Genomic DNA, 16,402 nt, shown 5'->3' with positions numbered 1-16,402 from the left:
ACGAATTGATTTTTTTTAAAAAATGTTTTGGATAAACTAAAAATCATTCTATATTTGCACCCGCAATAGCGAGGTACCTTAGCTCAGATGGTAGAGCAATGGACTGAAAATCCATGTGTCCCTGGTTCGATCCCTGGAGGTACCACGAAACCCGAATAGAAATATTCGGGTTTTTTGTTTTTAAGCAATTCCCAACAAGACTCTTCTTCAAACTGTCACATCTGCTTCTCCCCTTTATTTAGCTACAGATTTAAAAAATTTCCACAGATTAGAGAAAAGTGAATTCGATTTATTAAGGAAATCCATGAAAATCTTTTAAATCTGTGGCATAAAAACAATCGTAGTACGCAAAGCGGACAGTCATAAATAAAAAATAGAATTCATAATTCTAAACCATAAATTTCCCTAAAAACAAACCAATTGCCGTTTTTAACTTCAAAAGAAGAAATGAATGGTACAAATGTCAAAATGCGTGTCTCCACAAAATGGAAATGGTCTTATCTAGAGCAATGACAAGATCCGCAGATAATATCCCGAAAATTGCGTGTCCAATGCACAAGAAAACATTCTCTCTTGTAGATGGAGATGATTTGAATGGAGATGAGTTAAAAATTGCCACCTATCCGGTAAAAATTGTTGAAAACGAGGTCTTCGTAGGCTTTTTGGAATAATTATGTATCTTTGATTTTTAACTTTTCAAATGACAACAACTCCCTTCCAAGAAGCCAGCGCATGGATCGATGCAGAAAACGCACAAGATCCAAATTACGAAATATACCAAGCTACAACTTATCCAAAAGAATTATTATATTCGAATCGAATGTATGAAAGACTGATGAATTTTCATCCAAATGCTTCCGAAGTTGTTCAGATTGCATCCAAGGCACAACACATCTGCCGATGGAAAGTAGCCAGAGAATCCTATCCCATGGATCGTGTGGGCTATTTGAAATGGCGCGAAGATTTGAAAAAATTCCATGCTGAAACTACGGCTGCAATTTTAGCAAAAGCAGGATATTCCGAAGAATTTATCGCTCGGGTTTCTTTTTTAATCGAAAAAAAATTACTCAAAAAAGATGCCGAAACGCAACTCCTCGAAGATGTAATTTGTCTCGTATTTCTGGAATATTATTTAGACCCATTTGTGCACAAACACGACAGGGAAAAACTGAAAAACATCATTCTGAAAACTTGGAACAAGATGTCTGAAAAAGGACATCAGGAAGCCCTAAAAATCAACTTCAGCACAACAAACTTTCAACTGATAAAAGAGGCTCTTGGATTGTAATTCGATTTCTTTATGAAAAACAAAGCGGCAACATCCACAGACTGGAAATCTCTGTTTAAAGTGACCCCAGTTTGGCTGTAATTTCAGGAAAATCTTTTCTTAATAGCAGTTCTCCGCCGTTCAATCTTATTTTGTCAACACCATTATTGACGAATGTTTGGGCGATGGCGTGAATTTCGTCAGCTGGCATCAAGCTCGCTTTTGGACTTCATACAATTCCATCGGCTGGCATGCAATAGGTACAACGCAAATTGCATTTCTCAATTAAGGAAATACGCAAATAGTTGTGTTTACGTCCAAAATCATCCGTTAAAACAGCGTTATTTGGCGTCATGATTATTCCCTTTTAATATATGAAAAACATGCAGCACATGAGGAAATATGGCATCCATGGATTCCTTTGCGCCATTGGTCGAACCTGGCAAAGCCAATACCAACGAATTTCCTAAAGTTCCCGCGACTGTTCTGGAAAGCATCGAATACGGCATCCGTTGTTGCCCATAATTGCGTATGGCTTCCTCAATTCCCGAAATTCTGGTTTCTAATAAAGGTTCCAGTGCTTGCGGTGTGACGTCTCTTGGCGAAAGCCCGGTTCCTCCGGTAAAAACAATCAATTGATTTTCTTTTGCGAAAGCTTTAGTTCGCTCTTGAATCACATCCATTTCATCCGGTATGATTTCGTAATGCGTCGTTTCGACTCCGCAAACTTCCAGTTTTTCGACAATGATTTTACCCGAACGATCTTGCTTATCCCCCGCGAAAATAGAATCTGAACAAACAAAAACCGCCGCTGTAATGGCGTCTGGAAATTTATTTTTGAAAGACGATTTCCCGCCTTCTTTACTGATTAATTTAATGGTCGAAATCTCGATGTTTTTGTCAATTGGTTTCAGCATGTCATACATCGTAAGTGCCACAATCGAAGCACCGTGCATGGCTTCTACCTCAACTCCGGTTTTGTAAACCGTTTTCACGTTGAAAATAATGTCAATGCTTAATTCGTTGATTTCATATTCCACCGATGTAAATTCAATTGGAATCGGATGACAATCCGGAATCGATAAATGCGTGTTTTTCACCGCAAATAGACCGGCCGTTTTGGCCATTTCCAGTACATTTCCTTTTGGAACCAGATTATTTACAACGGCATCAATTGTAGCCTGAAGACTCACAATTACTGTTGCCTTTGCTGTTGCGGTACGGAGCGTACTTATTTTATGTGTAATATCAACCATTTTTTTTAAAATGTTTAAAGTTTAAAGTTGCAGGTTGTATCTGATAACGACTAATTATAGAAACTACGAGCTCCTTTTTAATTTTTTTGTACTTTAAAATGTTTAAGCCAATCATTAAAGATAATCGCTATCGAAAACGGACTTTAAGACCTTCGACTCAGTTACTTTATCGTATTTCGACTACAAACTATTTTTTCTTCTCAGTAAAAGTACTGTTTTCAACTATTTCTTTACCAAAAATAGGCACATCTTCTAAATTCTTCTCCTGAAAATAAGTCGTTAATTTTGAAGCATCTCGCACCACTTCACCAATGACAATAATTGCCGGAGAGGAAAGTTGCTGCTCTTCGACTAATTTCGTTATAGAACTTATGGTTCCCACCACTTTTTTCTGAGTGTCCTTTGTTCCATTTTGAATGATGGCAACTGGCAAATCATCAGTTCTATTGTTTTTATAAATCGAAATGATTTCATCCAATTTATTCATTCCCATCAATATCACCACGGTTGCTGATGATTTAGAAGCCAAAGCCACATCTTTAGACAATTTATGATCCGATGTAGTTCCAGTAATCACCCAGAAACTTTCGGCAATTTTTCGTTGTGTCAAACTGATTCCATTGGACGCCGGCACTCCCAAAGCTGATGAAATTCCGGGAACAATCGCGGTTTCCAAATTAAATTTTTCAACATATTCAATTTCTTCACTTCCTCTTCCAAAAACGAATGGATCACCGCCTTTCAATCGAACAACATTACCAAAACGTTTTGCCATCGACACAATCAATTCATTAATTTGATCTTGACTGTAGGCATGACAACCAAAACGTTTCCCCACAAAAATGATTTCTGCATGGGTCGCATACTGTAGTAATTCTTCATTTACAAGCGCATCATACAAAACTACATCGGCACTTTCCAGCGCTTTGATTGCTTTTAAAGTAATCAACTCTATATCTCCGGGACCTGCTCCTACGATTGTCAATTTTGGTGTATTTGAACTTTTCATTTTTAATTAGATAAATTGGTATTCAATTCGTTTAACTCGGCAACAGAATTTATATTTTTAAACATGTGTCTTTTGGCATCCGTAATCGGAATCAATTGATGTTTTACATTTGAAATGAAGTGCATCAATTGCAAATCAGTAGCATCAATTGCCTTTTTTAAAACAGGCAGTATAGTTGTAGAATACATTCCTATCAAAGGATGAATTCGATGCATATCTTCAAAAACAGAAACATCAAAATTTGTACCATGCTTTTTAATCAGTTTCAATAGTATTTCGGTAGGAATCAATGAAATGTCGCAACTCATTATCAAATTCCTCTCCGTTTCTGAATGAACCAGTGCCGTATATATACCGCCCAAAGGTCCTTTATCAACAACTATATCTTTTATTTTCTTGTATGCTAAACAATCGCAATCGTTTGTATTGGTAATCAATTATATGTTACTTGATAGTGGCAAAACAGTTTCAATAATTGCTCGATAAAAGGTTTGTTTTGGTACAACACCAAGCCTTTCTCCGACTGCATTCGGCTGCTTTTCCCTCCAAAAAGAATTGATACTTTCATTTTTTTATTTTTAAAGAGATGAAAAGAAGTTAGATACAAGAATCGAGATTATAATACTGACTTTAAAACTAAAAAATCAATCTTAAATTTAGTTTTATCTTTTCTCTTATTTCTTGCTTCTAACTACATTCTTTAATCTTTCAATCAATTGGAAAAATCATCACTTCCTGATTTTTTTCAATATCCATCACATCATAAGGCAAAAAAATAAAGCATTTGCTGTTGCAAAAGTATTCAACAATGCTGAACTTTGACTTTCTAATATCGTGCCTTTTTCATCGCCATACAATCCTTTCAAAACAATGATTTTCCGGTTGTGTTTTCAAACGGAACAGTAATTTTTTTTAATTTTTGGCAAATAAATGGATCCAAAACCCATCCTTATTTTTAGCGCCGGATGAACGTAAATATAAAAACCCGGGAATGTTGATCCTGGATTTCCCGGCAATGCAAAATAATTCTCTTGTCTTTTTTTCCAAAAAAATAGAGGTTTTCCCGGTTTCTGATATTGGCAAAACGAAATGGCATTTTGGTAATTTCGACCGTTTTATTTTTAAACACAGAATGGTCCTGCATCACAACGGTGTCCAAATAATCCGGAACATAAGCTCCCATAAATATGCGTATTGCCTGATTTTCCTTTATCTTTTTATTCGAAAAATCCCCGGCCTGTGACGTGCTGACCACATCAAATTGTTGTAATTCACCATTCGCAAAAGCATAACCATCCATCGCTGATTATCGGAAAGGAGGCATATCTATTGGTGAATAAATTGTTTCTGCCAATATAAAACCAAGTGATTTAGCCACTTTAATTTTTCTGATGGGCATCTTGCAACTATTTTCTGTAATAATCGATAACGCTTTGTCGACTTGAATCATACCATTTTTTAAAAAATAGGTATAAATACTTATTTAGATTCTTTTTTATGAAAATTTCACAGCAAAGATTAATCCTATCGAGTTACCGAATTAAAACAAAAGACACTATTGCAAACAAAGCGATTTAAAACCACATTTGGGATTCTAAACAATCTCGAAATTTTAAAAACCGCGAAATTTATCAAACACACACTTTTTTTCAATAAAAATGCACCTTTAATAAATTTAAAACGATTTTATTATACAATTCTCTTTCAGATAGTTGCTAATTTACTATATTTATGCAAAATTTATATACATGGAGATTTTAAGCTGTCCTAAATGTCAAAACAATCAAATTATAAAAAGCGGCGTTATCAACAGCAAACAAAGGTATTTATGCAAAAAATGCAAGTACTATTTTACCGTCAATAAAATAGGAAAAAAGATAGATGATTACTATGTCACCAAGGCTTTACAACTGTATCTGGAAGGACTCAGTTTTCGCGAAATAGAGCGCATTCTTGGCGTATCACATGTCACGGTTAGCAACTGGGTAAAAACCTTCAACATAAAAAAACCATCTCACGCCAACTATCATCCTACTTACAAGATTTTTAGTCATTTAGAGCTCATTGAGTTCTTAAAAAAGAAGGAATTATTATCCGGAGCAGGAATGATTATAACAGAACTTGGAGATAAATTCATGCTCATAAAATGGGAAAGATTTAAAGATTAACTATACTCTTTACATATAAATATATCTAAATTTTTTTTCAGAATAAAATAATAGAATTTGGTACTTTATTAACCAACCATTTAACAACCAAAATTTTATTTATGAAAAAAATATTTTTTATAGCGGCAATACTCTTATTGTCCCTAAAAGGTTTTTCACAAGGCTCCACTGATTATGGTAGCGGAATGAAATTCAATTTGAACGAAGATGGTTCAAAATACATGCGATTTATTGCATGGAACCAAATATGGTTTCGTTCCAGCCAAATGAACCCCGGAACAATCATTGGAAATGAAGCAGCCACAACAGGAACCGACATTGGCAACAGACGTTTGCGTTTTCTTGCTTACTCTCAGATATCTAAAAGATACATGATTGTAACACACTTTGGTATCAACAATCAAACCTTTACTAATGGTGGCGCAGCGGGAACTTCAGGCACTGGTGGATACGGAGCCGGAAAAAAACCAGGGCTGTTTTTCCATGATGCATGGAACGAATACGCAGTAGTTTTACCTGAAAAAGACAAAAAATTTAGCTTGACTTTGGGTGGTGGATTGCATTATTACATGGGATTATCCAGAGCAACAATGGCCTCTACATTAAATTTTCTGACTATTGACGCACCTATCTTCAACTGGCCGTTAATTGAAAACTCCGATCAGTTTGCCAGACAAATGGGTTTATTTGCTAAAGGAAAATATGGTAAATTAGAATACCGTGTGAGTTATAACAAACCATACGCAACCAACTTAATTCCTACGAATGTAACCTCAGCGGATAATGCGGTAGCAGTTGACAATAGTGGCAATACAAAATGGTCCAAAGCCGGTTATTTTGAATACCAATTCTTAGAGCAAGAAGCTAATGTGCTTCCTTATAAAGTGGGCAGTTACCTTGGAACTAAAAAAGTGTTCAATATTGGCGCTGGTTTTTACACGGCACCTGACGCTACTAAATCTTCAGTAAATAATACCATTAGTAAACACAACATCAATCTTTTTGCAGCAGATGTTTTCCTTGATTTACCTGTTGGAAAAAAAGAAAATAAAATGGCTGTAACCGGATATAGTGTTTTCTACGATTATGATTTTGGACCCAACTATTTGCGTAATGTAGCCATTATGAACATTGGTTCCGTTGACCCAAACTTCACAGGAAACAGAGCAATGGCAGGGCCTGGAAATGCACAAGCTACTATTGGATCAGGAAATATCTGGTACACACAAGCGGGAATTTTATTACCTAGCAAAGCAGACAAACCAAAAGTACGCGTGCAACCTTTTGGCGCTTTTACCTACAAAAACTTTGACGCTTTAGATCAGTCCAGTACCCAATTTGATCTTGGAACTAATTTTTTCTTGGATGGTCAGCATGCTAAAATCACAGCACAATATTCAACAAGACCTATTTACACTACTCCATCTAACATTTCCGGATCAAAAGGAGAATTCGTAGTACAATTACAAATCTATTTATAACCTAAACATAAAAAATAATTTATGAGCACTACATCAACAAAAGGAATTTGGAAAGTGATTTCCGCGTCCTCAATGGGGACAATGATCGAATGGTATGATTTCTACATCTTTGGAAGTTTAGCCGTTGTAATTTCTACTAAATTTTTTCCTTCAGATAATCCCACAGCAGCATTCTTGTCAACCTTAGCAACATTTGCAGCCGGATTCGTTGTTCGTCCTTTTGGAGCTCTTTTCTTCGGAAGATTAGGCGATTTAATTGGTCGAAAATACACTTTCATGGTCACGTTGTTATTAATGGGTGGAGCCACATTCTTGATTGGATGTATCCCGAGTTATGAAACTATTGGATTCATGGCGCCTTTATTAGTATTAATTCTTCGTTTGCTTCAAGGTCTTGCTTTGGGTGGTGAATATGGCGGAGCCGCAACCTATGTGGCCGAACATGCTCCCGTCGGGCAAAGAGGATACTGGACTTCTTGGATTCAGACTACTGCAACAGTTGGACTATTCATCTCTTTGATGGTAATTTTAACGACCAGAAACATTCTTACACCGGAACAATTTGACGAATGGGGATGGAGAGTTCCGTTCTGGGTATCGATCATCATGGTGGGCGTTTCGTATTTGATTCGAAAAAATATGGATGAATCTCCTGTTTTTGCTAAAGCAAAAGCAGAAGGAAAAACCAGTACCAATCCCTTGAAAGAGAGTTTTGGAAATCGTTACAACTTGAAATTTGTTTTGTTGGCTTTATTTGGAGCAACAATGGGTCAAGGAGTCGTTTGGTACACCGGTCAATTCTATGCTATGAATTTCATGAAAACGGTAATGTCTATTGATTCTTCTCAGGTAGATACTTTATTAGGAATTGCATTAATGCTTGGTACTCCATTTTTTATTCTTTTTGGTTGGTTAAGTGATAAAGTAGGTAGAAAATACATCATGATGGGCGGGATGTTGCTAGCCATCATATTATACAGACCGATTTATAAAAGCATGTACGAAACTACATCGATAGCCAATAAAACGGAAATGGTAGAAAAAACAACGCTACTCGCTGAGCTGAAAGAGAACAAAAAGCAAACGATGGACTCTATCTATACTACCAATAAAGAGTATGTGGATGGAACTACTTTTCAAGAAATAAAAACCGTACATTTAGAAAACGGAATTGCTATGGTTGTAGACGGTAAACCGAAAGTAGACACCAAAACAACAATTAAAATTAACTCCAGTGACAATTGGGCTTTGATATTTTTAGTGTTTGTACAAGTGCTATTTGTCACTATGGTTTACGGTCCTATTGCAGCTTTCTTAGTAGAAATGTTCCCAGTGAAAATTAGATATACTTCTATGTCATTGCCGTATCACGTAGGAAATGGAATTTTTGGAGGACTGCTTCCTGCAATTTCAACCTATTTTGTTATAAATGCAAAAGAAGGCGGGAATCCGGAATTCTATCTCGAAGGACTTTGGTATCCAATTGTTATAGCTGCTGTCAGCTTTGTGATTGGAATGGTTTACATTAAAAACAAAGACAAAAACGCTCACATTTAAAAAACACAACATGAATCAAATAAAAAGACTTTTAGGATTAGTTTGGATAGCGTTAGCAGTTGCCGCAGCCTATTTTTGCATCTTTACTTTTGGATTGCCCAAATTTATGTCCGGTAAACAAGAGGATTTAGTATTCGGGATTATAATCCTTTTCATCCTAACCCCATTAATTGTTTTAGGATTAGGAACCTTTGGGTATTATGCCTTAATGGGTGATTACGATGAAAAAAACGATTAATTAAATGCATTACTTAAAACCAATCTCTGCATGTTTTTGCAGAGATTGGTTATTTTTTAAATCAAAAACACAGATTCGAATACAGAATCTTTAAAAAATCAAAGCACATTCCGCTGCAAAGCAAACTGCATTTTCTTATGAAAAAGAGACATGAACAAAAGTTGGTTATCCTTTCAATGCTAATGCTATTAGCTTTGAACGTGCCACTCTTGCTGTTATTTGACAGTTCAAAACCACTTTTTGGATTCCCAATCATTTACATTTATATCTTCTCGGCATGGCTGTATTCAATTGCTATATCGTACCTAATCATAAAAAGATATTATGAATAGCATTGGACTCTTATTAATATTGGTGCTTTATTTGTCGATTCTTTTTTACATTGCCTATTGGTCCGAAAAAAGAAGCCATTCTAAATGGACAAATAATCCCTACATCTATTCTTTTTCGCTAGCTGTATATTGTACCGCCTGGACGTATTACGGAAGTATAGGTGTTGCTGCAGAATCCGGCTTGAGTTATTTACCCATTTATTTAGGGCCCATATTAATTATCCCTACCTGGATGATTATCTTAAAAAGAATCATCCGAATTTCGAGAGTAAATAAAATTTCCAGCATTGCAGATTTTATTTCTTTACGATACGGAAACAGTAGATTTCTGGGAGCATTGGTAACTATGATTTGCATTGTTGGCATTTTGCCCTATATTTCTTTACAGCTGAAATCGATTTCAGAAACTTTTCATGTAGTAACAAAAACTCAATCCAGTGACAATATTTTTACAGATACTACCACTTATGTTTGCATGGCGCTGGCTTTATTTGCATCTTATTATGGAACAAAATATGTAGATGCTTCCGAGAAAAGACGCGGTATAGTAACAGCCGTAGCCATGGAATCCATCTTGAAGTTAGTTTTCTTTTTAATAGTTGGTATTTATGTTACCTATTTTGTTTTTGACGGATTTGATGACATTTATCAAAAAGCGGCTCTCCTTAAAGATTTTGATAAAAAAAACACCATAGGCGGGATTACAAACGGAATCAACTGGTTTTTTCTTTGCGTTTTATCGATGTTTGCTATATTCCTTTTACCAAGACAATTTCACACGGCGATTGTCGAAAACAATAAGGAGACTCATATTCGAACAGCCATCTGGCTTTTTCCGTTGTATTTGTTACTTTTTAATATTTTTGTATTTCCAATCGCTTGGGGCGGAAATATCCTTTTTGAAGGCAAAGGTCATAATTCAGACACATATTCCTTGCTGATTCCTCAGCTTTTTGATAATAACGTATTGACTGTTATGGTTTTTCTAGGTGGCTTTTCGGCAGCCATTTCGATGATTATTGTATCCTCAATATCACTCGCCACTATGCTGAGCAACAATTTATTGATCCCATACGGTTTCATTGGTTCTTTGGAAAATTCTTCGCAAAAAAAGAATAGCAAACGTATTGTAAACAGTAGAAAAATTGGTATTTTTTCTCTTATCATTTTGGCGTATGCCATCTATAGAATTTTCATTTTAGATTATTCTTTGGTTTCCGTCGGATTGGTTTCCTTTGTTGTTATCGCACAACTGGCACCTTCATTTTTTGGAGCCATATTTTGGAAAAGAGGCTCTAAATATGGTGCGGTAACCGGAATTATTCTTGGGTTTTTAACCTGTTTTTACACGTTGCTAATTCCGTACGCTATTGGAATCACAAAATCAATCAGTCTTTTTATTCAGGAAGGACCTTGGGGAATTGAACTTTTAAAACCTTTTCAGCTTTTTGGGTTGGATTATTTGGACCCCATTCCGCATGCCGTTTTCTGGAGTTTGCTCATTAACATCTTGAGTTATTCTGCGGTATCGGTTAGTTTTAAAGGCAATTACAGAGAACGAAATTATGCCGAAATGTTTGTGGATATTGACAAATACATCACTAATCATGAAAATGCTTTTGTATGGAAAGGAACCGCATACATCTCTGATATTCAAAAAGTATTGCTGCGATTTCTGGGCGAAGATCGTACAAAACGAGCTTTGACTATTTTTAATTTAAAATACAACATTGATAGAAATATTACCACTGCTGATGCGCGATTTATAAAGTTTGCCGAGAATTTATTGACGGGACATATTGGTACGGCTTCCGCCAAAATATTAATATCGAGCGTAGTCAAAGAAGACAAAATCAGCTTGCCGGAAGTGTTGCGAATTTTGGAGGAATCCAAAGAAAACATCATCATCAACAAAAAACTGACGGACACTTCGAATGAATTGAAAAAAATATCCGAACAATTAAAAAATGCCAATTTAGAATTAGTAAAAAAAGACATTCAAAAAGATGAATTTCTGGATACTGTTACCCATGAATTGAGAACGCCAATAACCGCTATTCGGGCTGCCAGCGAAATTCTTCATGACGATGATGACATTCCAGAAGAACTCAGAAAACAGTTTTTACAAAACATTATTTCGGAGTCGGATCGTTTGAATCGTCTGATTGATAAAATTCTGGATTTAGAAAAATTTGAAACCGGAAAACAAAAGATTTATTTATCTAAAAACAACATTACAAAAACAATTAAAAACACATTAGATTCCCTACAACAATTAATAAAAAACAAAAATATCAGTGTTGAATTCGATAATTCTAACAAAGTGATAAAAGCCTTTTATGATGAAGAGCGGATCATTCAGGTGATTCATAATTTGTTGTCTAATGCTATAAAATTTTGTTCAGACACAGATGGGAAAATAATCCTATCAATACTTGAAAAGGAAACCGCTATAGAAGTAAAAATTCACAATAACGGTAAGCTAATCAAAGCCGAAGAAGCCGAAGCGATTTTTGACAAATTCTATCAGTCCAGAAACCAGAATATTAAAAAACCAATAGGAAGTGGCTTAGGTCTGGCCATCTGCAAACAAATTATAGAACATCATAAAGGAAATATTTGGAGTGAAAATAATGTAACTGATGGAGCCACTTTCATCTTTACGTTACCCAATTATAATACAAAAGCAAATAATTAAAAAATGAAGAAAATTTTAATTGTAGATGACGAACCAAACATAGTGATGGCATTGGAATATACGTTCAAGAAGAACAATTTTGAAGTATTCATCGCGCGTGACGGTCAGGAGGCTTTGGATATTTTAAAAAAACAACTTCCCGATGTAATTATTCTGGATGTGATGATGCCCATGGTTGACGGTTTTGCCACATTGGAACAAATAAAAAAAGACGAACGACTGCAGCATTGTAAAGTCATTTTCCTTTCGGCAAAAAACAAAGAAAAAGACATTGAAAAAGGGCTTTCATTGGGTGCTAATTTATATGTAGTCAAACCTTTTTCAATCAAAAAATTAGTAGAACAAGTACAGGATTTAATTCAATAAGAAACAAATTCAACACCATGAAATACGAAGAAATTTATGCCAGAAGCATAGAACAACCGGAAGCATTTTGGGCAGCGCAAGCGGATGAAATTGAGTGGTACAGTAAACCGGAAATGATTTTGTCGAGAGACGAGAATGGATATCCGCTTTGGTACAAAGATGGCGAGTTGAATATTTGTTATCTCGCATTAGACAAGCACATTCAGGACGGATATGGCGATCAAACCGCATTTATTTATGACTCACCAGTAACGCAAACTGTAAAAAAATACACCTATTCAGAAGTAAAAACAGAAGTGGCAAAATTAGCCGGAGGTATGCTATCACTGGGATTAAAAAAAGGCGATACTGCCATCATTTATATGCCTATGATTCCTCAAACTGCATTTGCCATGTTGGCTTGCGCGAGAATTGGCGTGATTCATTCGGTTGTTTTTGGAGGTTTTGCGCCACATGAATTGGCTATCAGAATCGATGATTGCAAACCCAGAGTAATTATCACCGCTTCTTCCGGGATTGAAGTAGATCGTTTAATTGCTTACAAACCTTTGGTTGATGAAGCCATTGCACTTGCGTCTCACCGACCAAAAAAGGTAATTGTTTTTAACAGAAAATTAGGTGCCCGAATTCCGTTTAAAAAATATGATGTGGATTATGATGCCTTGGTTTACGGCTCAGAAGAAACACCTTGCATTCCTTTGCATTCCAATCATCCGTTGTATATTTTATACACTTCCGGAACTACGGGTAAACCAAAAGGAATCGTAAGAGATACCGGTGGTTACGCCGTGGCATTGAAATTTTCCATGAAATACATCTATAATGTAAAGGAAGACGAGACTTTTTGGGCAGCTTCAGATATGGGCTGGGCAGTGGGTCACAGCTACATTCTTTACGGACCGTTATTGAATCGGAATACCTCCATAATTTTTGAAGGGAAACCGATAAAAACTCCAGATGCCAGTACGTTTTGGAGAATCATTTCAGAGCATAAAGTAGGCACGATGTTTACCGCTCCAACCGCCATCAGAGCTATCAAAAAAGAAGATCCTGACGGAGAATTTATCAAACAATATGATTTAAGTTGTTTAAAAAATCAATTTTTGGCGGGCGAACGTTGTGACAATGCCACATTAGAATGGTACCAACAACACGTTCCGATTCCTGTAATTGACCATTGGTGGCAAACAGAATCAGGATGGCCAATGATTGCTAATTCTCTTGGAATTGAAAAATTGCCTGTGAAATCCGGTTCTGCAACAAAAGCAGTTTGCGGGTATGACATTCGAATTTTTAATGAAAATGGCGAAGAATTAAACGCAAATGAAGAAGGCTTGGTTGTCGTAAAACTACCTTTACCTCCAGGAAATATGTTGGGGATTTGGGAGAACGAAGCCCGTTTTAAAGCTAGTTATTTCAGTAAATTTGATGGTTATTATCTCTCTGGTGACGGTGGTTACAAAGATAAAGACGGTTACATTTTCATCACCGGAAGAACGGATGATGTTATTAATGTAGCAGGTCATCGTTTATCAACAGCGGAAATGGAGGAAGTTGTTGCTTCTCATCCATCCGTTGCTGAATGTGCCGTTATTGGAATTCAAGATGAATTGAAAGGGCAAATTCCTTTGGCTTTGGTGGTAACCAAATTAGGTGCCGAAATTGAGCATTATCAATTGGAACAAGAAACCATTAAACTGGTTCGGCAGCAAATTGGAGCACTAGCTACTTTACGAAATGTAGTTATTGTGCAGCGATTACCAAAAACGCGCTCGGGAAAAATCCTGCGAAAACTAATGCGCAGTATTACAGATGGAGAAGAATTCCTGATTCCTTCAACTATCGATGACGAATCTATTGTGGAAGAAATCATTGCAACATTAAAAAAAAATAAAATAGGAGTTTATAATGTATAAAATTTATCAATAATCATGAGTTACTATAAAATTAACAATTTAGAAGAATACTTCAAGCATTACAAAAAATCAATTCGCGAGCCTAGAAAATTTTGGGATAAAATTGCTTCCGAAAATTTTACTTGGTACCAACAATGGGACAAAGTAGTGGATTTTAATATGGCTGAGGCCGAAATAAAATGGTTTACCAATGCCAAAGTAAACATTACAAAAAACTGTATCGACAGACATCTTGCTAAAAAGGGAGATAAAACGGCTATCATTTTTGAACCGAATGATCCAAATGAAGAGGCATTGCATATTTCATATAATGAGTTGTACGAGCGCGTTTGTAAAATGGCAAACGTATTGAAAGAACAAGGCGTACAAAAAGGAGATCGTGTTTGTATTTATTTACCAATGATTCCTGAATTAGCGATTACCACTTTGGCTTGCGCCAGAATTGGAGCCATTCACTCGGTTGTTTTTGCAGGATTTTCCGCATCAGCAGTGACGGCGAGAATCAATGACAGCGAATGTAAAATGGTCATTACTTCTGATGGTGGCTATCGTGGAAACAAAACGATCGATTTAAAAAGTATCGTTGATGAAGCGCTTTTGAATTGTCCTTCTGTGGAAAACGTTTTGGTTGCCAAAAGAATCAACTCAGAGATCAATATGAAAGAAGGTCGTGACCAATGGTTACAGCCACTTTTAGACCAAGCTTCAAATAATAATGTGGCCGAAATCATGGATGCCGAAGATCCTTTATTCATCCTTTATACTTCCGGTTCAACAGGAAAACCAAAAGGAATGGTACACACTACAGCGGGTTATATGGTGTATTCCGCCTATACGTTTAAGAACGTTTTTAATTATGAGGACAATGATATTTTTTGGTGTACCGCTGATATTGGCTGGATCACCGGACATTCCTACATTCTTTACGGCCCTTTATTGAATGGAGCTACGACAGTAATTTTTGAAGGTGTTCCCTCATATCCTGATTTCAGTCGTTTTTGGCAAACCATCGAAAAACACAAAATTACCCAATTTTACACGGCTCCCACAGCCATTAGAGCCTTGGCGAAAGAAAGCATCGAATACGTACAACGCTACCAATTGACCTCTTTAAAAGTGATTGGATCCGTGGGAGAACCTATCAATGAGGAAGCTTGGCACTGGTACAACAACCACGTAGGCGATAAAAAATGTCCTGTGGTAGATACGTGGTGGCAAACAGAAACCGGAGGAATTATGATATCGCCAATTGCCTTTGTAACCCCAACAAAACCAACCTATGCTTCGTTACCTTTACCAGGAATTCAACCTGTTTTGATGGACGAAAAGCGCAACGAAATTGAAGGCAATCAAGTTACCGGAAGTTTGTGTATTAAATTTCCGTGGCCAGGAATTGCCAGAACGATTTGGGGCGATCACCAACGATATAAAGAAACGTATTTTTCTACCTTTCCAGGTAAATATTTCACCGGCGACGGTGCTTTGCGTGACGAAGTAGGATATTACAGAATCACTGGTCGTGTAGACGACGTAGTTATCGTTTCTGGACACAATTTGGGAACTGCACCGATAGAAGACGCTATCAATGAGCATCCTGCAGTTGCAGAATCAGCCATTGTAGGTTTCCCACATGACATTAAGGGAAATGCTTTGTACGGTTTTGTGATTCTCAAAGAAACCGGAGAATATCGAGATAGAGAAAACTTAAGTAAAGAGATTAACCAACATATATCCGATCATATTGGACCAATTGCCAAGCTCGATAAAATCCAGTTTGTTTCCGGTTTGCCTAAAACCCGTTCCGGAAAAATCATGCGTAGAATTTTGCGTAAGATTGCCGAAGGGGATTACTCAAATTTTGGTGATATTTCAACATTGTTGAATCCTGAAATTGTAGAAGAAATCAAAGAAGGAAAAATTTAGATTTTAGTTTTAATTCTTGTTAAAAACTGCTTCCTAAACGAAGCAGTTTTTTTATATAAAAAAGGCTGTCTTGGTTGAACTGCCCCCAAATAATTAGACATTATCTGGGGGTATTTTTATGGAAAGAAAAGTCAGTTACAATTATGAATTTAAACTTCGCTGTGTAAATGAAGTTTTAAAAAATCGTCAAT

At 36.3% G+C, this 16,402-nt stretch carries 17 protein-coding genes, 1 tRNA gene and 1 pseudogene; 11 read left to right on the top strand and 8 right to left on the bottom strand.

Annotated features, from left to right (window positions below):
- Nucleotides 1-72: 72 nt before the first annotated feature.
- The 3 genes and pseudogenes from ACNQGD_RS13360 (at nt 73) to ACNQGD_RS13350 (ending at nt 1,288) form a co-directional block, all read left to right on the top strand.
- Nucleotides 73-145, top strand: a tRNA-Phe gene (locus tag ACNQGD_RS13360).
- A 262-nt stretch (nt 146-407) separates the two neighbouring features.
- Nucleotides 408-671: pseudogene (locus tag ACNQGD_RS13355) on the top strand (nitrite reductase (NAD(P)H) small subunit); the annotation flags it as partial.
- A 29-nt stretch (nt 672-700) separates the two neighbouring features.
- Nucleotides 701-1,288, top strand: a complete 588-nt coding sequence (locus ACNQGD_RS13350) for a DUF4202 domain-containing protein (protein ID WP_417999627.1) — start codon at nt 701-703, stop codon at nt 1,286-1,288.
- A gap of 55 nt (nt 1,289-1,343) precedes the next feature.
- On the opposite strand, the gene ACNQGD_RS13345 is transcribed toward ACNQGD_RS13350, so the two are convergent.
- The 8 genes from ACNQGD_RS13345 to ACNQGD_RS13310 form a co-directional block, all read right to left on the bottom strand.
- The gene (locus ACNQGD_RS13345; RefSeq protein WP_417999626.1) at nt 1,344-1,478 is read right to left on the bottom strand and encodes a hypothetical protein; all 135 of its coding nucleotides are present in this window, start codon (nt 1,476-1,478) and stop codon (nt 1,344-1,346) included.
- An 18-nt stretch (nt 1,479-1,496) separates the two neighbouring features.
- Nucleotides 1,497-1,622: a hypothetical protein gene (locus ACNQGD_RS13340; RefSeq protein ID WP_417999625.1), complete on the bottom strand. Its 126-nt coding sequence runs from the start codon at nt 1,620-1,622 to the stop codon at nt 1,497-1,499.
- Complete coding sequence (gene moaCB / locus ACNQGD_RS13335; protein WP_417999624.1) at nt 1,609-2,523, bottom strand: bifunctional molybdenum cofactor biosynthesis protein MoaC/MoaB; 915 nt, start codon at nt 2,521-2,523, stop codon at nt 1,609-1,611. Before moaCB ends, ACNQGD_RS13340 begins: the two co-directional genes overlap by 14 nt.
- 187 nt (nt 2,524-2,710) lie before the next feature.
- Nucleotides 2,711-3,532 (bottom strand): uroporphyrinogen-III C-methyltransferase, encoded by an 822-nt coding sequence (gene cobA, locus ACNQGD_RS13330; RefSeq protein ID WP_417999623.1) that lies wholly within the window; start codon nt 3,530-3,532, stop codon nt 2,711-2,713.
- 2 nt (nt 3,533-3,534) lie between these two features.
- Nucleotides 3,535-3,969 (bottom strand): molybdenum cofactor guanylyltransferase, encoded by a 435-nt coding sequence (locus ACNQGD_RS13325; RefSeq protein ID WP_417999622.1) that lies wholly within the window; start codon nt 3,967-3,969, stop codon nt 3,535-3,537.
- Nucleotides 3,966-4,100: an NTP transferase domain-containing protein gene (locus tag ACNQGD_RS13320; RefSeq protein WP_417996504.1), complete on the bottom strand. Its 135-nt coding sequence runs from the start codon at nt 4,098-4,100 to the stop codon at nt 3,966-3,968. The genes ACNQGD_RS13325 and ACNQGD_RS13320 overlap by 4 nt, the downstream gene beginning before the upstream one ends.
- Before the next feature lie 387 nt (nt 4,101-4,487).
- On the bottom strand, nt 4,488-4,832 hold the full coding sequence (locus tag ACNQGD_RS13315) for a molybdopterin-binding domain-containing protein (protein WP_417999621.1): 345 nt from the start codon (nt 4,830-4,832) through the stop codon (nt 4,488-4,490).
- Nucleotides 4,833-4,838: 6 nt separating this feature from the next.
- Nucleotides 4,839-4,982: a hypothetical protein gene (locus tag ACNQGD_RS13310; RefSeq protein WP_417999620.1), complete on the bottom strand. Its 144-nt coding sequence runs from the start codon at nt 4,980-4,982 to the stop codon at nt 4,839-4,841.
- 298 nt (nt 4,983-5,280) lie between these two features.
- On the opposite strand from ACNQGD_RS13310, the gene ACNQGD_RS13305 reads away from it, so the two are divergent.
- The 8 genes from ACNQGD_RS13305 to acs all read left to right on the top strand — a co-directional run bounded on the left by ACNQGD_RS13305 (nt 5,281) and on the right by acs (nt 16,211).
- Nucleotides 5,281-5,700, top strand: a complete 420-nt coding sequence (locus tag ACNQGD_RS13305) for an IS1/IS1595 family N-terminal zinc-binding domain-containing protein (protein ID WP_417993226.1) — start codon at nt 5,281-5,283, stop codon at nt 5,698-5,700.
- 101 nt (nt 5,701-5,801) lie between these two features.
- Complete coding sequence (locus ACNQGD_RS13300; RefSeq protein ID WP_417999619.1) at nt 5,802-7,181, top strand: porin; 1,380 nt, start codon at nt 5,802-5,804, stop codon at nt 7,179-7,181.
- 21 nt (nt 7,182-7,202) lie between these two features.
- On the top strand, nt 7,203-8,738 hold the full coding sequence (locus ACNQGD_RS13295) for an MFS transporter (RefSeq protein ID WP_417999618.1): 1,536 nt from the start codon (nt 7,203-7,205) through the stop codon (nt 8,736-8,738).
- Between the two features lie 10 nt (nt 8,739-8,748).
- Entirely contained in the window at nt 8,749-8,976 is a 228-nt protein-coding gene (locus ACNQGD_RS13290; RefSeq protein WP_417996500.1) for a DUF6814 family protein, read from the top strand.
- 324 nt (nt 8,977-9,300) lie between these two features.
- On the top strand, nt 9,301-12,006 hold the full coding sequence (locus tag ACNQGD_RS13285) for an ATP-binding protein (RefSeq protein WP_417999617.1): 2,706 nt from the start codon (nt 9,301-9,303) through the stop codon (nt 12,004-12,006).
- Between the two features lie 3 nt (nt 12,007-12,009).
- Nucleotides 12,010-12,372 carry a response regulator transcription factor gene (locus tag ACNQGD_RS13280; protein ID WP_417993231.1) on the top strand — a complete coding sequence of 121 codons (363 nt, stop codon included), beginning with the start codon at nt 12,010-12,012 and terminating at the stop codon, nt 12,370-12,372.
- Entirely contained in the window at nt 12,369-14,288 is a 1,920-nt protein-coding gene (locus tag ACNQGD_RS13275; protein WP_417999691.1) for an acetate--CoA ligase, read from the top strand. The genes ACNQGD_RS13280 and ACNQGD_RS13275 overlap by 4 nt, the downstream gene beginning before the upstream one ends.
- A 15-nt stretch (nt 14,289-14,303) precedes the next feature.
- On the top strand, nt 14,304-16,211 hold the full coding sequence (gene acs / locus ACNQGD_RS13270; RefSeq protein ID WP_417996498.1) for an acetate--CoA ligase: 1,908 nt from the start codon (nt 14,304-14,306) through the stop codon (nt 16,209-16,211).
- Nucleotides 16,212-16,402 lie beyond the last annotated feature (191 nt).

This window comes from Flavobacterium glucosi, assembly GCF_048286535.1.
Taxonomy (GTDB): Bacteria; Bacteroidota; Bacteroidia; order Flavobacteriales; family Flavobacteriaceae; genus Flavobacterium.
The sequence above is the reverse complement of the archived record's forward strand: the minus strand, read 5'-3'. Positions and strand labels throughout refer to the sequence as shown.